The sequence below is a fragment of the Mycolicibacterium aubagnense genome, from assembly GCF_010730955.1.
GTDB lineage: Bacteria > Actinomycetota > Actinomycetes > Mycobacteriales > Mycobacteriaceae > Mycobacterium > Mycobacterium aubagnense.
Genome location: NZ_AP022577.1, coordinates 6038814 through 6055481, shown reverse-complemented (window position 1 = coordinate 6055481; position 16668 = coordinate 6038814). Strand labels below are relative to the sequence as shown.

The window sequence follows — 16668 nt, the reverse complement described above, 5'->3', positions numbered from 1 at the left end:
GGCGCCGCGGCGCCAGTGATGGGATCGACATCGCAAGCCAACAACGCCAGTCGCAGCACGGAATCGCTGTGGGCCCCCACCGGGTCGACCGTGTCGATGAGGCTGATGTGGCCCTCGGTCAGGGTTCCGGTCTTGTCGGTGACGAGAATATCGATATCGCCGAGGTCTTCGATGCATACCAGCCGCTTGACGAGGACCTTGACCTTGGCAAGCTGTCGGGAGCCGGTCGCCAAGCTGGTGCTGACCACCGCGGGCAACAGCTGCGGTGTGATCCCCACGGCAATGGAAAGGCCGAACAGCAGCGATGTGATCACCGGTCGGTGCAACAAGATGTTGGCAATCAAAATGAAGACAGTCAGCGCAATCGCAACTTTCACCAGCAGGTAGGAGAACTGCCGCAGCCCGGCCTGAAAAGTCGTCTCGGGTTGGCGTTCCCCAATCCGCGGCGATCCGGCCGAATTCGGCATCCCGGCCGGTCGCATAAACCACCGCCAGACCCTCGCCGCCGCTGACGATGGTGCCCATAAAGGCCAGATCAGTCATATCGACCAGGGCAGCCTCGGTGCCACCGGCGCCGTTGACTTCTCCGCGCTCGTAGATTCTCCGACAGGATGCCCTCGTCGCACTCCAGCGCCGTGGTTTCGATCAACCGCACATCAGCCGGCACGGCCTCTCCCAGAGCCGGATGACATCACCGGGCACCAGGTCGACGACATCCACGTCAATGACCGTCCTGTCGCGGCGCACCTGTGCGCGGTGGTGGACGCTGTCATGCAAGTCCGCCGCCGTCTTCTCGGCCCGATACTCGTTGATGAAGCTCAGCCCCACACTGGCGCTCAGAATGATCCCTATGATCAGGGCGTCGGTGTGGTCGCCGAGGAAATACGACGCGAGCGCGGTTATGGCGAGCATGATCATCACTGCGTTTCGGAACTGGCGAACGAGCACCGACCAGGCCCTGACGTGGTGGCTGCGAAGCGCGTTCGGCCCGAACCGTTGCAACCGCTCAGCAGCCTCGGCAGCGGACAACCCGTCCGCAGTTTCCAGCCAGCCAAGGACCTGCTCGACCGAAGCGGTCGCCGCGGCCTCGGCGCTCAGCGACGCGGATATAGCTGGGAGGTGGCTTGAGGTCATCGACCCACCCGGCTGTTCAGCGAACAGAGGGATAAGGCATCTGAGCACCGGATAACACTGATGTCTGAGGGCTCCACCGCCACAGTGATCACGACCGCCACGCTGCCATCCCTCGGCTCGATCTGGTACACCGCACCGCAGCTACCCATCCCCATTGAGCCGCGCGTCAACTCACCGCAGCTAACGGGACTCGAATCTGTTAGCACCAACCTCCAGCCACCAACCCATGAATCGTCTGGCGTTCTCCCCGGGTGGCAGACAGCTTGGAATCCCAACGGCGGTCGGTCAAGTCCAGGGACGTGGTGTATGACGTCGTCGTGTGATTCTTCGAGGTAGTTGGGTCAGGCGGGCAGTGCCGCGGGGGTAGCCTCCTGTTCGGTTGGGGTGTCGTTGACGGTGTGATTTGCTCAGAACGTCGAGGCCGAGGTAGCGCCGCGACTCGGCCCATTCGTCGTGTGTTGTTTCCAGCACCGTTCCGACGAGACGGATCAGGGCCGCGCGGTCGGGGAAGATGCCCACGACGTCGGTGCGCCGGCGGATCTTTGTTGAGTCGTTCCTGGGATTGTTGTCTGCGATGGCGCCAGATCGCTTGGGGAACGCGGTGAACGCCAGTGATCCGGCCGCGCCGCTTCGAGGTGATCGGCGACATTGGGCAGCTTGTCGGACAATGCGTCGATGATCCGATCATATTGAGCAGCAACGGATTCAGCGTCATCGAACACCGGTGCAGCAGGGTGCGCACCCAGGCCACGAACTCTGGGAGTGACGGACATCAGGTTGGTCGTGTAGTGGCCTTGCAGCGCTGCCACCCGGGCAGGTGGCCCCGATGGCGGCGACCAGCCCGGCGTGGGCGTCGCTGGTGACCAGTTTGACCCCGACAGGCCGCGGCGGTCAACGACCGCCAGAACGTCAACCAGCCCGCCCCGTCCTCAGCGGTCGTGACATCGATTCCAGGATCCGCGGTAGCCCTCGGCGTTGACCCGACGGCGATCAGGGCGCACGTTGACCACCCGGCCGGCTTCACGCACCTTGAGCACCAGAGCGTCCGCAGCGACGAACGTATACGGCCGGCATCGAGCGGCCGGGTCCGGAACGTCTCCACGGCGGCGTCGAGTTCTGGCCATCACCGACACCTGCGACTTCGACAACGACGTGATGCCCAGGGTCTCGACCAGCTTGTCCATCCGCCGCGTCGAGACACGCAGCAGGTAACATCGCCACCACCGTGGTCAGGGGCGTTTACGGCGCTCCAGCAGCCAGTCCGAAGTAGGATCCTTGCCGCAGCCGGACTTAAGATCCAAAGTCCCTGCAGGGTGTCGAATTGACGGTGTCGGTAGCCGTTGCGGGAATTGGTGCGTCAGCCGAGCGTTCGCCGTAGCCGGCACCGCATAGGGCGTCGGCTGGCGCCATCATCAGGGTGTGGATGAACGTGGCCAGCAGCTCGCGCACGCTCGGGATGGCAGTGGTGAGTCGCCCGGCCAGCACAGGCAGATCGATATTGTGGGCAGTGGTCATCGCGTCGATTCCTTTGCTCGAGTGACTTTGGACGGTCTCTCGAAGAATCACGCGATGACCTTCAATCACTCGGCTACGACACGCCGGTACCGCTGATCAGGTCCGACTCGTACACCACCTTGATGGACGCAACCCGGCGGTCAGATAATTCACCGTTCAGTCCCACCGGTCAACACGCCGTCGTCATAGGCCACAGCTCCATCTTGGGCAAACCGGTCGGGATGCTGCTGGAACGCAATGCAACGGTGACGTATTGCCACTCCAAGACCGCCAACCTGTCGGCCGTCCTCAGCGACGCCGACATCGTCGTTGCCGCGGTAGGCCATCGCGAATTGACCAAGGGCAGCTGGATCAAATCCGGTGCCGACATACTCGACCGCTGCTACGACGGAGTTGCTGTCCCTAGGTCTGGGCGCTGAACTCCGTTCGTACACGGCGCTCTACCAGCAGCGGAACAAAATCGCGCACCGAACACGAATCGAAGCGTGACAATGCCCGTCGCACGGCGATCACGACGTCGACCGAGTCGCGCGACGGGAAATGAGCCGCTAAACGCGCGGTCACCTCGGCGATGGCGCGGTCCTCGCTCATGTCGAGTCGCATGAATTCATCGTCCATCCACTGAACGCACGGACAGGTCAGATTCAGGAAATCCGCAGGTTCTCCGGGGCTGATCCGCGAGGTAAGAGTGTGGATGAGCGTTCGTGATCGGTGAGGAACCCGAGGCGATGACTTCGCCAATCACGACAACACCTCATCGTCTTGGAAGGCGGCGTCGCCAACACAACGCTTTCCTTTAGGAGTCGGGCGATGCGGCCGGCACCTGTACCGGTGGAGGGCTGGCGGGCGCCGGTGCGGCCGTGGGCGTGGGTGTTGCCGCCGTCGGCTGACCGTTCGCGGCTTCGAGGACGGGTGCGGGTTGCCCAGGCACCTGCGGGGCGGTGGTCGGCTGGGCTGATTCGGCGGCGGCGGGCGTTTTGGGTGCGGCGCCGCCCGGGTCCTCCAGGGTGGGAACTTCCATGCCCGCGCCGATGTTGGTGCCGGGGGTGACCGTCGGCAGGGTCGGGTTGGGGCTGAGGCCGGCGCCGATCCGGTAGCGGCTGCTGCTTGAGGTCAGTGCGTTGGCTTTGTTAGGCTCAAGCCCAGCGCGCTACCGGGCATGCCGTCAGCTTCCATCGCGGGTCAACGCCAGCTGTGGCTCGGACTCCTCGAGCGTCGAACGCGGCCGGCGGGGCCACCGCAATGATGTTGTACCAATTCGAGTAGCTACCCATCGTGCCGTTGACGGGCACCGGCGGCCCCGGCATCCATGGCAGGACCGGCGGCGTGGGCGGTTGCGCACGAGCCACATCAGGAGCGAGCGGTGACCCCAGCACACCAGCATCAGCCCCACCACTGCTGGCCGTATTTTCATGAATGACATACGGATTCGCCTTTCGTTGGCTCCGGGGCAGATCAGTCGACTGGGCTCATCTCGTCGGCGCTCCATCGGACGCCGGTGACTTCGGTGCTTTGATGACGTCGGCGAGGGCGGCTTCGATGCGGTGATCGTCACGTTCGTCGGCGATGACGGTGGCGGCGATGCGGACTCCTTCACCGTCGGGTAGGTCGATCGCCGTGATGGACCGCACAGTCAGGTTAGTGCGAGATCGCGTCGAATACCAGGCTGCGGATGTGCACTTCGGCGGTCGTGGCGCAGCGGACTTCGAATCGATATTCGGCAGAAGGCTTTCAGCGCCGGGACCATGGTGGCGGTTCAGGGTCCGCCCGACCGGGCGCAAGAAGATGTTGGCGGCAATGACGGCGCCGCTTCCGATGGCGGCGGGATGATCATGCCTCCGCCCGCGAGGGCGCCGACGGCGGCCGAAGCCCAGAGGGTGGCGGCGGTGTTGAGTCCAGAGATGGTGGCGCCTTGCTGCATGATCACGCCGGCACCGAGGAAACCGATCCCGGAGGCGACCTGGGCCGCGACACGGGTGGGGTCGGCGTGAATGCCGGTGAAGGAGTATCCGCCCATCACGACGAACAGCGTGGACCCGAGGCTGACCAGAGCGGCGGTGCGCAACCCGGCGTTACGGGAGCGCCACTGGCGCTCCAGTCCGATGGCGGCCCCCAAGCCGAGTCCGGCGGCGATCCGCAGGACGATGTCCAGCGTGTTGATCATGATGTTCTCCTGAGGTTTCGTGTCGTGATGGGATCGTCGACGAGTCGTGGCTGATCGGTTGGGTTCGCTACCGGTGGTCGTTTGGTTGGCCGGTGACCACCGCGCAGCAGCATTCGGCGGAGAATGGCGGTTCGTTGAGTCGGACGATGCGCAGCGTGCCGCCGATCAGCAGCACTGCGAGTGGCAGTTCGCCGCACACGGCGCTGATGACTGAGGTGAGCTGATCGCCGTGCTGTGCGGTCATCACGTCGAACCATGCATCGCACAGCAGCAGCACCCCGGTGGTGAACGCCACGACGGTCAGCAGCGGGCTGCGCAGGAAGCCCAGGACTGCCGTGGCGAACAGGAACAGCACCAACAACACATCGAATCCGATCCAGGTGGCGCGCCAGTGGGCCGCGGCGTAGTCCTGCGGAAGTGTTCCTCCGAGGTAGAGGATCCACGGGACCAGTGCCACCGCCGCGATGACACTGATCCAGGCACGTACCCGGCCGACCGCCCGGGACCGTAGTGTCCTAGCCATCAGACCAGTGTTCTCTCGTCGTTAGCCTCCGTGGCTGATCTGGATTGCCTTGACCACCAACAAGATTGCCCCGACAACGAGGTAGCTGCGCAGGGCGATCATGCCAAGACGGGTGCCCGCGTTCCACTGGACTGGTTCCAGCAGCGCTAGCGGCGGCATCCGCCAGGTGTCGCGGTCCAGTTCGTCCACCGGCTTTACGGTGGCCGCAGGTTGGCGGCGGGACATCAATCGCAGTGCGACGAAGCCAATCCCGGCGCCGACGACGAGGCCGCCGGCGAGATATTCGGTGACGGCGATGACGTTGAGGTCTTTGAACATGGTGGTGGCCATCAGGATCGACGACAGCAGCAGCAACACCCCCACGATGACACCGGCCACGGCGTTAAGCCAGGGCCGGTTCACCCAGGGCCCCAACACTTCCCGATCGTTACACAGCAACAGCAGGAACACGGTGGCGCTGGGTAGCAACAACCCCGCCAAGGCTTGTACCGCGGTGGTGATCAGCCCCAGCGGCGCGCCGGGGATGAGCACGATCGCGGCGGCCAGGGCGATCATGGTGCAGTAGGACACGTAGAACGCTTTGGCATCTTTGAACCCGCGGTGCAGGGAGTGCTTCATGCCGAAGACGTCGCCGAACGCGTAGCTGCTGGCCAATGTGACGGCCGCTGCGCCGACGATGGATGCGTCGAGTAGAACGATCGCGAAGATCGAGCCGAGCGCGTGGCTGTGTGCGCCGAGCAGGTGCGCGATATCGCCGGCGTCGACGAAGTCGGTCTTGCCGGATACGTGCGCGGCGAAGTCGCCGACCATCACCAATGCCGCGGCGCCGATGATGACGACGAAGGCGCCGATCACGGTGTCGGCGCGTTCGTAGCCGATGAACCGCGGGTGATGCGCTTGTCGACGATGTTGGACTGCTGAAAGAACAGCTGCCAGGGGGCCACGGTGGTACCCACGATCGCGATGATCAACAACACCGCATCGGAGGTGATGCCACCGGAAATGCTTGGTACTACAAACGATTTCGCGGCATGGCCCCACTGTGGGTGGGCCATCAGCAGCATGGGTAGTTGCAGCAGGGTGATGGCGATGAACACGAACATGGCCCGTTCCCACCGGCGGAAGCTGCCGCTGGCCATAATCGCGATCAACGCGACCGCGGCGGTGGGGACCACGATGTATTTGGACACGTTGAAGTAGTCCGCCGCCAAGGCGATACCGATGAACTCGGTGACCAAGGTCAGGAAGTTCAACAGGAATAGGTCACCGACGGAGAACCATCCCCAGCCGCGGCCGAAACGCTCGTTGATGAGTCGGGCGTGGCCGACACCGGTGACCGCGCCGAGGCGGACCACCATCTCCTGGTTGACGATCAGGACCGGGATCAAGAGCAACAGGGTCCACAGCAGGCTGTAGCCGTAGGTCTGTCCCGCCTGGGCGTAGGTGGCCACGCCGCCGGCGTCGTTGTCGCCGACCATGACGATGATGCCGGGACCCAGGATGGCCGCCAAGGTCAGCAGCCGGGTTTTCAGGGTGGAGCCGGTGTCGGGGTCGCTGATACTGATCTTGCCGAACGCGCCCTCGATGTCACCGAGATGTGCCGAGTCCAGCACCGCGCTCGGTGGTGGTGATTTCGGTGGCCCGGCCGGTGCCGGGCTGGCCGCACCTGATGGCTGTCCGGCTGCGGTGGGGGTGTTGTTGGTCATCATGACTGCGCTCCGTTACCGGTGGTGCCGATGTCGCGGATGGGCCGGGGCGCGGGTTCGCGGCGGCGCCAGTCTTCGGGGATGAGTGCTTCCAGAACGTCGTCGTAGGTCACCACGCCCAGGACGTGGTCGCCCTCGTCGACCACCGGCACGGTGGCCAGGTTGAAGTCCGACATCAGCAACGCGATGTCGGTCAGGTCGGCATCCGGACCGACCCGCACTGGGTCGGTGTCCATCAGCGCGGTGACGTCGGCGCCGGGATCGGCCTGTAGCAGCACGATCACCGACACCACCCCCGCAAGCTGGCCGTCGGCTCCCAGCACATGCATCTTGAGCAGCGCTTCAGGCTGCAGGGTGCGGGCCTCGGCGATCACCGACAGCGCCTGTGCGGCAGTGCTTTCCAACGGGCATGTGGCGATATCGATGTTCATCAAACCGCCCGCGGAATCGGGGTTGAAACCCATCAACGTGACGACCTTGGTGCGCTGCGCCGCTGGCAGTAGGTCCAGCACCCTGCGGCGCCGCGACTGGCGCAGATCGGACACCGCGTCGGCGGCGTCATCGGCACGCATCCGCCCGAGCACCCCAGCGACCTCGGTGTCGGGCATGTCATCGAACAGCTTGCTCGCTTTCTCGGGATCGAGTTCTTCGAACACATCGGCTTCCAGCTCGGGATTGGAGCGCACCCGCTCCAGAATCTCGCCGCCTTCAGCCGCGGTCGCGTCTTCGAGCAGATCGGCAATTTGCGCCGGCTTGAGGGTGTGCACCCGGCCCTGAACACGGCGCACGAGCATCGATTGGTCGTGGCCGATCATCGGCTCGAACGCTTTCCAGTCTCGCGCCGCGTGCCCGCCGTGAGACTTGATCAGACCGAAGAATCGGGCCGGGCGGCGAGTATCCAAGCGCGCCAGCACCCAGCCGGCGCCGGTGTCTTCGAGCTCAATGTCGTAGGCGCGCAGCAGTTCTGCGTTCGGCACATCGATGAACCGGTGATCGAGCACGTCGGCTTTGAGCAGGTATTCGCCGTCGCGCCGACCGAACGTGCGCAGGTCGACCTTGTTCTTGGTCAGATCCACCTGGTGCTCGGAAAGCGACCGCACGATGTCGGCGGACACGAACACCTGTCGGCCACCGACACCGACCACCAAGCCGGTCACCGCCGGGTATTCCTCGCTACTGCCGAGGCGGACGATGACGTCCTCCACTTTGCCGACCGGCTCACCCGAGCGAGATACCACCGGCGCCTTCAGCAGTTCGGACAGGTGGATGACCGGCGCGCCGCCGGTGCCGGCATGGTCGTCGCGTGGGGTGTTGTGGTTCACGGGTACTCCTTGGGTTCGGGTGCGCGCCGGCGGCGGGAACAGGCGGATCGTAAGGACAGAGAGCGAATTCAGGGTGAACGGCGGCCAGCTCATCGCGGATCAGCTCGACCAGCGCCAACGGCACCGCACAAGACTCGGCGACCGCGGTGGGGTGTTTCCCGGCCGCGAGCATCGCCCGGGCGGTGCGCATCCGCAGGCTCGGCCTCGAACCGGGCCACGGTGGTGGCCCGGACCACCGATTCGGGTCAGTGGCCGGCACCGGTTCACCAGCGCCCGGCCGAAAAGCAGTGCCCACCCAACGAGGCGGTGAACACCGCCGGTCGGCTGCCGGCGTACACGCGGGCCAGGTTGGCCTGTTCTTGGGCAGTGAGGCGACGCCGATTAACGAACCGGCGCAGGGCAGCGCAGCCGATTATCCATAGGTCGGTGAACCCGAAAATACGGCGGTGACGATCCGCAGGAACGCCTCCGGTGCTGTAGGTCGGGGCGATGGCCATTGCAGGGCTCCTTGCAGGGGCGCAGACCGCGACGTGCATTCGCCGAATCACATTGCTGTGCACTACAACTGGGCGGTACCGCAACGGATGCGGCCCGGCGCCATGCAGTGGTGCTAGAAACAGGCGGTGATTCAGCGGCTGTTACGCCGCGGCGAGGTCGGAAACAACATGAGGTTCAGATGGGGATAGGGACTATCACTGGGACTCATCGGGTTGTCCGTCACCTCCTTCACGGCCGCGGCGCGCGGGGGCGCCTGCAGTATCCACAGCACCACGCACAACGGGAGGGAGAAACCGCCAGCGCGAAAAGCCGGCGGAGCACCCCTCTCGTCAGGGCTTCGGCACTACGCGACGTACCCGGCTCTCGCGGGGAGCCACTTTGGGTCATCCCTTAATCCGGGAAGACCTGTCCTGATCTTGGGCGTCTCTCGACGTCGTCAGATCAGTGGCCTGTGTTCACGTAGGAGCCTCACCTAGCAAGGTGCTGACCGCGGTCAATGATGAACCCGCCCGGATGGAAGTCAAACGGAACACAGCGGATTCGCAGATGTCGAACAGCTGACGCGAAGACAGGCCGGGTGCTCGCATTCGATCCGCACCCACCCACGATCACCGTCGCCGCCACCATCGCACGCCGAGCGCCACCGCAAGTACTACCCACAGGCCGACGAGCACGGCGGTACCGATATCCGCCTGCCTATCGGTGTAGGCGGGCAACGCGAGAACCGCGGCGACTGTGCTGATCGCTGTCACTGCGCCTCCTCCTGCCTTGACACCTCGACCGTGGCTGGCCAGTTATGCAGATTCCGTTGCACTGGAACAATAGGTCTGCCGATGACGACGACGTGCGCAGCATGTGAACCTTTGACGTAGGTTGATCCAGGACCACCCGCATCTATGGTCCTCCAAAGGGTCACCTGGGTTTACTGCGCACCTGTCGTTGTCATGCACCAGTGAGCAGTGACCCCAGCAGCGCTGCGGCACACGCACCCATGATCACCACGATCGCCCAGCCCATGATGTTGGCGAACCGGTTGTTGACGTGCTGACCCATGATCGAGCGGTTGTTGCCGACCAACGTGATCAGCGCCATCAAAGGTGGCGCCAGCACACCATTGACCGCGGCGGCGTAGTACAACATCCGAAACGGCGGAATCCCAATGAAATTCAGACCGACGCCGACAATCGTGGCCACCGCAATCACGACATAGAAAGCACGGGCCTGGCGGAAGGTGTATCCGAGCCCCGCTTTCCAGCCCAGCGCCTCAGACAGCGCGTAGGACGCCGAACCCGTCAAAGTTGGTACCGCGAGAAACCCGACCCCGACGATCCCAATCGCGAACAGCAAGAAGGTGAAATCACCCGCCAGCGGCCGCAGCGCGGCGGCGGCCTGATCCGGGGTATCAACATTGAATACACCCGCTTGGTGAAGGGTGGAGGCGCACGTCAGGATGATGAAGAACTGCACCACGTTGGAAAAGCCCATGCCGACCGCGGTGTCAGTCCGCATGTTACGGATGTCCCGGTCGTGAAGCACCGGAACACCCTTGCCATAGAACTGCATTCGACCGCGGGCGTAGTCCTCCTCCACTTCCTGGTCGGCCTGCCAGAAGAAGCAGTAGGGCGTGATCGTGGTGCCCAGGACGGCGACGATGTTGAGCACGTAGTCGCTCGACCACTCGACATGCGGAACGAAGGCGCTCACCGCCACCGTGGGCCACCACGGATGATGAATGACGAAGGCCGCCAAGGCATAAGCGAGCAGGCTCAGACACGCGTACTTCAAAAATCGGGCGTACGCGGGATAGGGCACGAAGACCTGCAGCACGAGCGAGATCACCACGATCACGGCCAGCCAAGCCAGGAATGGGGCGTGCACCAGCAGTTGCCCGGTGGCCGCCATCGCGCCGAGGTCGGCCCCCACATTGACGACGTTGGCGACCATGAGCAGCGATACCGCGACGAAAAGCACTTTGCGCGAATAGTGTTCGCGCAAGATCGCCGCCAGGCCGCGGCCGGTGACCATGCCGATCCGGCCGCAAATCTCCTGGATGGCCGCCATGAACGGATATGTCCAGGCCGCCACCCATAACTGGGAATAGCCGAATTGGGCGCCCGTCTGGCTGTAGGTCTGGATGCCGGACGGATCATCGTCGGATGATCCGGTTACAAAGCCCGGGCCGAGCACCCGCCACGCCGAAACGGCCCGAGCACGCAGAGACGTACGCGGGCCGCCAGGCGGGGCAACCGCCGGGCCAATCAGTGGCGGTGGATTCTCGGCGTGAGGACCATCGGTCGGACCGATGGCGAGGTCGGCGGCCGGCGAAGAGACGTCTGGCTGAGCCCGCTCAGGGTTCATGCGGCGTGCGGCACATCAGGTGCGGTACGTGCGGACTGATGTGAAGCCGTCTGGCTACGGGCCGGCACCCAGCCGACGTAAGTGAGGTACAACCCAACCAGCGCGACGAAGACCGACACGATCTGCCACCACGGAGCGGCGTTGAGGACCGTGTGCCCCATGGGCAGGTAGGTCTGAGGGAAGACCATCAGCCCGATTCCCTTGAAGACGGTGAGCCAGCCCAGCACCGAAACGATCGCAGCGGCCGGTCCCCGCCAGTACGGGTGCAGCGCGATGACCACCAGCCCCATCGGTAAAACGAATGCGCCGGCAACCCACGGCCACACGGCGTCTGCGGTGAACGCATCGATCATCGAACGCATGGAAGCGGTCCGACTGATCATGGTCAGTGCCGCAACCACGAGGTACGGACCCAGCACGCGGGCAAACAGACGCGTCCTCGGCTCGATCTGCGGTGTGATGCTCATGGCTACCTCCGTTGAGTGAGCGCATCGCCAGGCGATGACGTGACACAAACGTCGTGACACGGCTGTGAGGATCGTCTGTGCCAGTACGGCTATCTCACTGCGCGGCGGCAACACGCCGGTAGGGACCGAAGTCCCTCAATCGGGCGCCACTAGTCAGCGACCAGAATCCGGCCCCGCGCAACCACATTCGCTCCCGCACGTCCGCATCCGCCCCCCTGTTCAATCCCTCAGTTTCACACAGGGTGACGTAATTCGAAACAATATGTGGCTAACTAGTGAACGGGACGGGAATAACGCGGCCGTGGACGTTGGTGAGGCCTTTGTTCCCTAGCCTGACCGGCCGCAGCTTCGACAGTGTCGAGTGGACAACCAACTCACACACCGAACGCCGAGATCGCTCAACGCCGAAGCCATACCTCGTGTTTCGTAATCCCAGGCGCCTGTCCGCAGGACGCAACATGGGACCACGAGCAGCAGGCCGCCGGGACGCTCAGCGTGGAGGAGGAATTGATGATCGAGCTGCTGACGGGCTTTCCCGACAATGTCGCAGCGTTTGCGTACCACGGTCAGGTAACGAGGGCTGATTACGAGAAGGTCCTGATACCTGACTTCGACGACCGGCTGCGCCGTCATGAGAAATTGCGTATCTACGTTGAGATCGCCCCTGACGTGGAAGGCTTTGACCCGGGCGCCATTTGGGAGGATCAGAAGCTCGGCTTCGCCCATTTCTTCGACTGGGAACGCTGCGCCGTGGTCACCGACGTCGCCTGGGCCAAGCCCATCGCGAAGTTCAGCGAGCTGTTTGGGTTCCTCTGGCCGGGCACCTACCGGGCGTTTTCCGAGGCCGACGCCGACGTAGCCCGCGAATGGATCGCACAGGCTTAACCAGCAGGCCCTGCCTCCCGGCCAAGGATTGCGGGGTCGGGCCAGGATTCGGAATGGGAGCGAAGTGGAGCATCACGTCGAGGTGCTGATTGGCCGGGTTGGGCATGACCGCGGCATGAACTGGCGCGATGCGGCCGCAATGGTGTTACTGCTTGCGCTGCTGACGTTGGTCGGTGTCGGCGCCCATGCGTTGTCGGGTTCCTTCGTGATGACACATCAACCGGCAATCTCACTGTCGCCAGCGGCGTTGCCGGGCTATGCGCTGCGAACCACGTTGCGGATGTTGACGGCGATGATCGCCTCGTTGGTGTTCACACTGACCTATGCGACGGCGGCGGCCAAAAGCCGCCGCGCGGAGATGGTCCTCATCCCGCTGCTGGATGTGCTGCAGTCGGTGCCGATTCTCGGGTATCTGTCCTTCACGGTCGCGTTTTTCGTATCGCTGTTCCCCGGGCGGATCCTGGGGCCGGAGCTGGCCGCCATTTTCGCGGTGTTCACCAGCCAGGCCTGGAACATGGCGTTCAGTTTCTACCAGTCGCTGCGTACGCTGCCCACCGACCTTGACGAGGCAGCCCGCGGCTTCCGATTCTCGGGATGGCAACGGTTTTGGCGGCTGGAAGCACCGTTCGCGGTGCCCGGGCTGGTGTGGAACATGATGATGTCGATGTCGGGCGGCTGGTTCTTCGTCGTGGCCGCCGAAGCGATCTCGGTGGGCAATGTCCAGGTGTCGCTTCCCGGCGTCGGCTCCTATGTCGCATTGGCGATACAGAACCGCAATTTGGGTGCGGTGGGGTGGGCGATCATGGCGATGACCGCGACGATTCTGCTCATCGACCAGATCCTGTTTCGGCCGATGGTGGTGTGGGCGGAAAGGTTTCGCTACGAGCAGGCTGCGGCGCAAGTCTTTCCCCGTAGTGTCGTCTACAGCCTGTTCACTCGCGCATCGCACCTGCGCGCGGCAGTGGCGCCGCTGGGCCGCGGCCTAAATCGGGCCGGCCGGATGCGACTGAATCCGCCGGTGAACCTGCCGCGCCCTGCGCTGGGCTCCCGTACGCGCCGACTGGTCGACATGGTCTGGTTCGCCCTGATCGCCGCCGTGGTGGGCTGGGCTGCGGCGGTATTAGTCCGCCACGAGGCATCCGCGCTGCACTGGCGCGACGTGCAGACTGCGGTATCCAACGGGGGCCTCACATTGCTGCGCGTGCTGGTCCTGGTCGCGTTGGCGTCGCTGATCTGGGTACCGATCGGGGTGTTCGTCGGACTGCGACCCACTCTCGCCGAAAAAGTCCAGCCCGTGGCGCAGTTCCTGGCCGCGTTCCCCGCGAATCTGCTGTTCCCGGTCGTGGTGTTCCTGATCGTGAACTTCCATGCCGATCCGCGAATCTGGTTGAGCCCGTTGATGATCCTCGGCGCGCAGTGGTACATCTTGTTCAACGTGATCGCCGGCGCGACCGCATTTCCCACCGACTTCCGCGAGGCGGCATCCAGTTTCCACATCCACGGCTGGCGTTGGTGGCGCGACGTCATGCTGCCCGGCGTGTTCCCCTTCTACGTCACCGGCGCGATCACCGCCTCCGGCGGGGCCTGGAATGCCAGCATCGTCGCCGAAATCGTCAGCTGGGGTTCGACCAAGCTCAACGGCTCCGGCCTGGGCGCCTACATCGCCGACAACACCTACCGAGGCGACTTCCCGCGCATCGTCTTGGGCGTGGCAGTGATGTCGGTGATGGTCATCGCCATGAACCGGGCCTTTTGGCGGCCGCTCTACGCTCTCGCCGAACGCCGCACCAGGCTGGATTAGAAGGAATTCACGGTGGACGAGCACAACACAGAGCCAGTACTGCAGCTTGAGAACGTCAGCATGACCTTCGCGACGGGCGCCGACAATCCGCTGACGGTGCTCGAGGACATCAACCTCACCCTGCACGACGGCGAGATCCTTGGACTGCTCGGCCGCTCCGGTTCCGGCAAATCCACACTGCTGCGTATCGCCGATGGCCTGATGAAACCCACCCGCGGGCAGGTGACCTATCTCGGACAACCCGTGACACGGCCACCCGACGGCATGGCCATGGTGTTTCAGACATTCGCGTTGTTTCCGTGGCTGACCGTGCAGCAAAATGTCGAAGCCGGTCTCGACGCCCTCGGCGTCGACCCGGAGGATGCCAACCGGCGGGCCACCAAAGCCATCAATAACATTGGGCTGCAAGGCTTCGAACACGCCTACCCACGCGAACTGTCTGGCGGGATGCGTCAGCGAGTCGGCTTCGCCCGGGCCACCGTCATCGAGCCCATCATTTTGCTGATGGACGAACCGTTTTCCGCGCTGGACGTGCTGACCGCCGAAACCCTGCGCACCGACTTCCTCGATCTATGGTCCAGCCGTCAACCGCCAACCAAGTCGGTGCTGATGGTCACCCACAACATCGAAGAAGCGGTACTCATGTGCGACCGAATCCTGGTGCTGGCCTCCAATCCCGGACGGATCAGCCTAGAACTTCCCCTCAGCCTGCCGCAGCCCCGCGATCGGCTCGATTCGGCGTTCCGCGACGCCGTCGACGAAATCCACTCGACACTGACCGCACGCGCCGTGGAATCAATCCGCGCCCGCAAGGAATCCGGGGCCGGCATCGCCCAACCCCTACCCACCGCCAGCATCGCCCAAATCAGCGCGCTCAGCCAGGCGCTCACCGCACCCACCTTCGACGGGCACGCCACCGTAGCGACGGTCGCCGAGGCACTGAAGATTCCCATCGATCACCTCCTGCCCGTGGCCGAGGCTCTGCACATCCTGGAATTCGCTGAGTTCAAAGCGGATTCGCTGACCCTCACCGCGGCCGGACGTGTCTTCGCGACGAGCACCCCCGACGCCCGCAAGCGCCTATTCGCCGAGCACCTCCTCAGATTTGTCCCGCTGGCCACCCACGTCGAACGCGTACTCAACGAGCGCCCCAACCACCAAGCACCCAGGAGAAGGTTCACCGAAGAACTCGAAGACGCTCTCGACCGCCGCGACGCCGAAGCCACCATGCACACCCTGATCACCTGGGGACGCTACGTCGGAATACTCACCTACGATCACCGCTCCCAAATCGTCGCCGCCCGCGGTGATCAACCCGATATGCCCCACCAGGCTGCCCTCGTGCCGGGGTCCGAAGGCCCTAGGGCACAAGCGCATCCGTCCAATATCGTCCCGGTAATGCACGACCGGTCGCGTCACGACAACGTGGAGACCCCATGACGCACACCGAGAACACCGCCCCTATCGTGGTGGGCATCGACGGTTCTGCGGCAGCGATCGGCGCGGCCCGATGGGCGCTGACCGAAAGCCTCAGCTGCGGTGCACAGCTACGGCTCGTCCACGTCCTCGAGACCGGCCGCGACCCACGTGTGGCCGACGACGTTGCAGCGCAACGCGCGCAAGGCGAGACAGTCCTGCGTCAAGCTCATGCCGCCCTAAGCCGCCACGCACCCCAAGCCCGCGTGAGCACCCGCATTGCCTGCGGTGACGTGGACACCGCCCTCATCGACGAATCGCGCCACGCACAACTGATCGCGGTCGGATCGGTCGGAATCGGATACCTGGCCAGCCACATCCTGGGCTCGACCGCCCTAACCTTGGCCAACCAGGCAAAATGCCCGGTGGCGATCGTTCGCCGCGACGGCGATCCCGGCCCGCGCAGCTCGATCGTCGTAGTGGTCGATGACAAACCCGACAATGACGAAGTCGTGCGCCGAGGTTTCGAGGAAGCCCGCCTGCGCCGAGCCCGGCTGCTGGCCATAGGAGTATGGCGGTGGAACTCCGGCCTCATGCCCGTCGACATCCTGGAACGCCGACTCGCCCACTGGACGCCGCACTACCCCGACGTCGAAGTGCACAGCTACGCCGCCGAATGCAGCGCCACCGAATATCTGGCCACAACCCAGCTACCGATCCGGCTACTCGTCACCGGGGCAGCCGACGCCAAACACCTCACCCGAATCATCGGACCACACAGCCACCCCATCCTCAGCCACCCCTACTGCTCGGTCCTGATCGTCCGCCACTGAACAACGATTCGGAACAACACAGGACCGCGCCGCCCCCACGTGGCGG

The 16668-nt window shown here is 64.3% G+C and carries 17 protein-coding genes, 2 pseudogenes and 1 riboswitch; of the genes and pseudogenes, 5 read left to right on the top strand and 14 right to left on the bottom strand.

The window, feature by feature from the left end; translation table 11 throughout:
* Window positions 1-645 precede the first annotated feature (645 nt).
* From G6N59_RS31975 to G6N59_RS31320, 4 genes are all read right to left on the bottom strand, one after another.
* Entirely contained in the window at window positions 646-1134 is a 489-nt protein-coding gene (locus G6N59_RS31975; protein WP_407665792.1) for a cation-transporting P-type ATPase, read from the bottom strand.
* 285 nt (window positions 1135-1419) lie between these two features.
* On the bottom strand, window positions 1420-1710 hold the full coding sequence (locus G6N59_RS31330; RefSeq protein ID WP_407665916.1) for a transposase: 291 nt from the start codon (window positions 1708-1710) through the stop codon (window positions 1420-1422).
* A 353-nt stretch (window positions 1711-2063) separates the two neighbouring features.
* The gene (locus G6N59_RS31325; protein ID WP_235678716.1) at window positions 2064-2318 is read right to left on the bottom strand and encodes a transposase; all 255 of its coding nucleotides are present in this window, start codon (window positions 2316-2318) and stop codon (window positions 2064-2066) included.
* 106 nt (window positions 2319-2424) lie between these two features.
* The gene (locus G6N59_RS31320; RefSeq protein WP_235678715.1) at window positions 2425-2649 is read right to left on the bottom strand and encodes a hypothetical protein; all 225 of its coding nucleotides are present in this window, start codon (window positions 2647-2649) and stop codon (window positions 2425-2427) included.
* Between the two features lie 122 nt (window positions 2650-2771).
* Here G6N59_RS31320 and G6N59_RS29115 point away from each other — a divergent pair, with 122 nt between their 5' ends.
* Window positions 2772-3068, top strand: a complete 297-nt coding sequence (locus G6N59_RS29115; protein ID WP_163911891.1) for a Rossmann-fold NAD(P)-binding domain-containing protein — start codon at window positions 2772-2774, stop codon at window positions 3066-3068.
* Here the strand turns inward: G6N59_RS29115 and G6N59_RS29110 are convergent.
* From G6N59_RS29110 to G6N59_RS29065, 10 genes and pseudogenes are all read right to left on the bottom strand, one after another.
* Window positions 3052-3252, bottom strand: a complete 201-nt coding sequence (locus G6N59_RS29110; RefSeq protein WP_138230298.1) for a three-helix bundle dimerization domain-containing protein — start codon at window positions 3250-3252, stop codon at window positions 3052-3054. The genes G6N59_RS29115 and G6N59_RS29110 overlap by 17 nt on opposite strands.
* Window positions 3253-3445: 193 nt before the next feature.
* Window positions 3446-3670, bottom strand: coding sequence for a hypothetical protein (locus G6N59_RS29105; RefSeq protein WP_163911888.1), 225 nt, complete (start codon window positions 3668-3670; stop codon window positions 3446-3448).
* Between the two features lie 434 nt (window positions 3671-4104).
* Window positions 4105-4810, bottom strand: a pseudogene (locus G6N59_RS31700) (MgtC/SapB family protein).
* A gap of 70 nt (window positions 4811-4880) precedes the next feature.
* On the bottom strand, window positions 4881-5336 hold the full coding sequence (locus G6N59_RS29095) for a hypothetical protein (RefSeq protein ID WP_163911885.1): 456 nt from the start codon (window positions 5334-5336) through the stop codon (window positions 4881-4883).
* Window positions 5337-5789: 453 nt separating this feature from the next.
* A pseudogene (locus G6N59_RS29090) lies at window positions 5790-6814 on the bottom strand (NRAMP family divalent metal transporter); the annotation flags it as partial.
* Between the two features lie 227 nt (window positions 6815-7041).
* Window positions 7042-8280 (bottom strand): magnesium transporter MgtE N-terminal domain-containing protein, encoded by a 1239-nt coding sequence (locus G6N59_RS29085; protein WP_234884199.1) that lies wholly within the window; start codon window positions 8278-8280, stop codon window positions 7042-7044.
* 347 nt (window positions 8281-8627) lie between these two features.
* Window positions 8628-8861 (bottom strand): hypothetical protein, encoded by a 234-nt coding sequence (locus G6N59_RS29080; RefSeq protein ID WP_138230239.1) that lies wholly within the window; start codon window positions 8859-8861, stop codon window positions 8628-8630.
* 315 nt (window positions 8862-9176) lie between these two features.
* Window positions 9177-9349: riboswitch (M-box (ykoK) riboswitch) on the bottom strand.
* A 121-nt stretch (window positions 9350-9470) separates the two neighbouring features.
* Window positions 9471-9614 (bottom strand): hypothetical protein, encoded by a 144-nt coding sequence (locus G6N59_RS29075; protein WP_163910744.1) that lies wholly within the window; start codon window positions 9612-9614, stop codon window positions 9471-9473.
* A 190-nt stretch (window positions 9615-9804) separates the two neighbouring features.
* Complete coding sequence (locus G6N59_RS29070) at window positions 9805-11220, bottom strand: NRAMP family divalent metal transporter (RefSeq protein WP_138230238.1); 1416 nt, start codon at window positions 11218-11220, stop codon at window positions 9805-9807.
* Window positions 11217-11687 (bottom strand): hypothetical protein, encoded by a 471-nt coding sequence (locus tag G6N59_RS29065; RefSeq protein WP_234884195.1) that lies wholly within the window; start codon window positions 11685-11687, stop codon window positions 11217-11219. Before G6N59_RS29065 ends, G6N59_RS29070 begins: the two co-directional genes overlap by 4 nt.
* A gap of 510 nt (window positions 11688-12197) precedes the next feature.
* Between G6N59_RS29065 and G6N59_RS29060 the strand changes: the two genes are divergently transcribed.
* The 4 genes from G6N59_RS29060 to G6N59_RS29045 all read left to right on the top strand — a co-directional run bounded on the left by G6N59_RS29060 (window position 12198) and on the right by G6N59_RS29045 (window position 16622).
* A complete protein-coding gene (locus tag G6N59_RS29060) occupies window positions 12198-12572 on the top strand; it encodes a SpoIIAA family protein (RefSeq protein WP_138230237.1) in 375 nt (124 codons plus the stop codon).
* A gap of 64 nt (window positions 12573-12636) precedes the next feature.
* Window positions 12637-14373: an ABC transporter permease gene (locus tag G6N59_RS29055; protein WP_234884194.1), complete on the top strand. Its 1737-nt coding sequence runs from the start codon at window positions 12637-12639 to the stop codon at window positions 14371-14373.
* A 12-nt stretch (window positions 14374-14385) separates the two neighbouring features.
* Window positions 14386-15813, top strand: a complete 1428-nt coding sequence (locus G6N59_RS29050) for an ABC transporter ATP-binding protein (protein WP_197907902.1) — start codon at window positions 14386-14388, stop codon at window positions 15811-15813.
* Complete coding sequence (locus tag G6N59_RS29045) at window positions 15810-16622, top strand: universal stress protein (protein ID WP_138230236.1); 813 nt, start codon at window positions 15810-15812, stop codon at window positions 16620-16622. The genes G6N59_RS29050 and G6N59_RS29045 overlap by 4 nt, the downstream gene beginning before the upstream one ends.
* Window positions 16623-16668 lie beyond the last annotated feature (46 nt).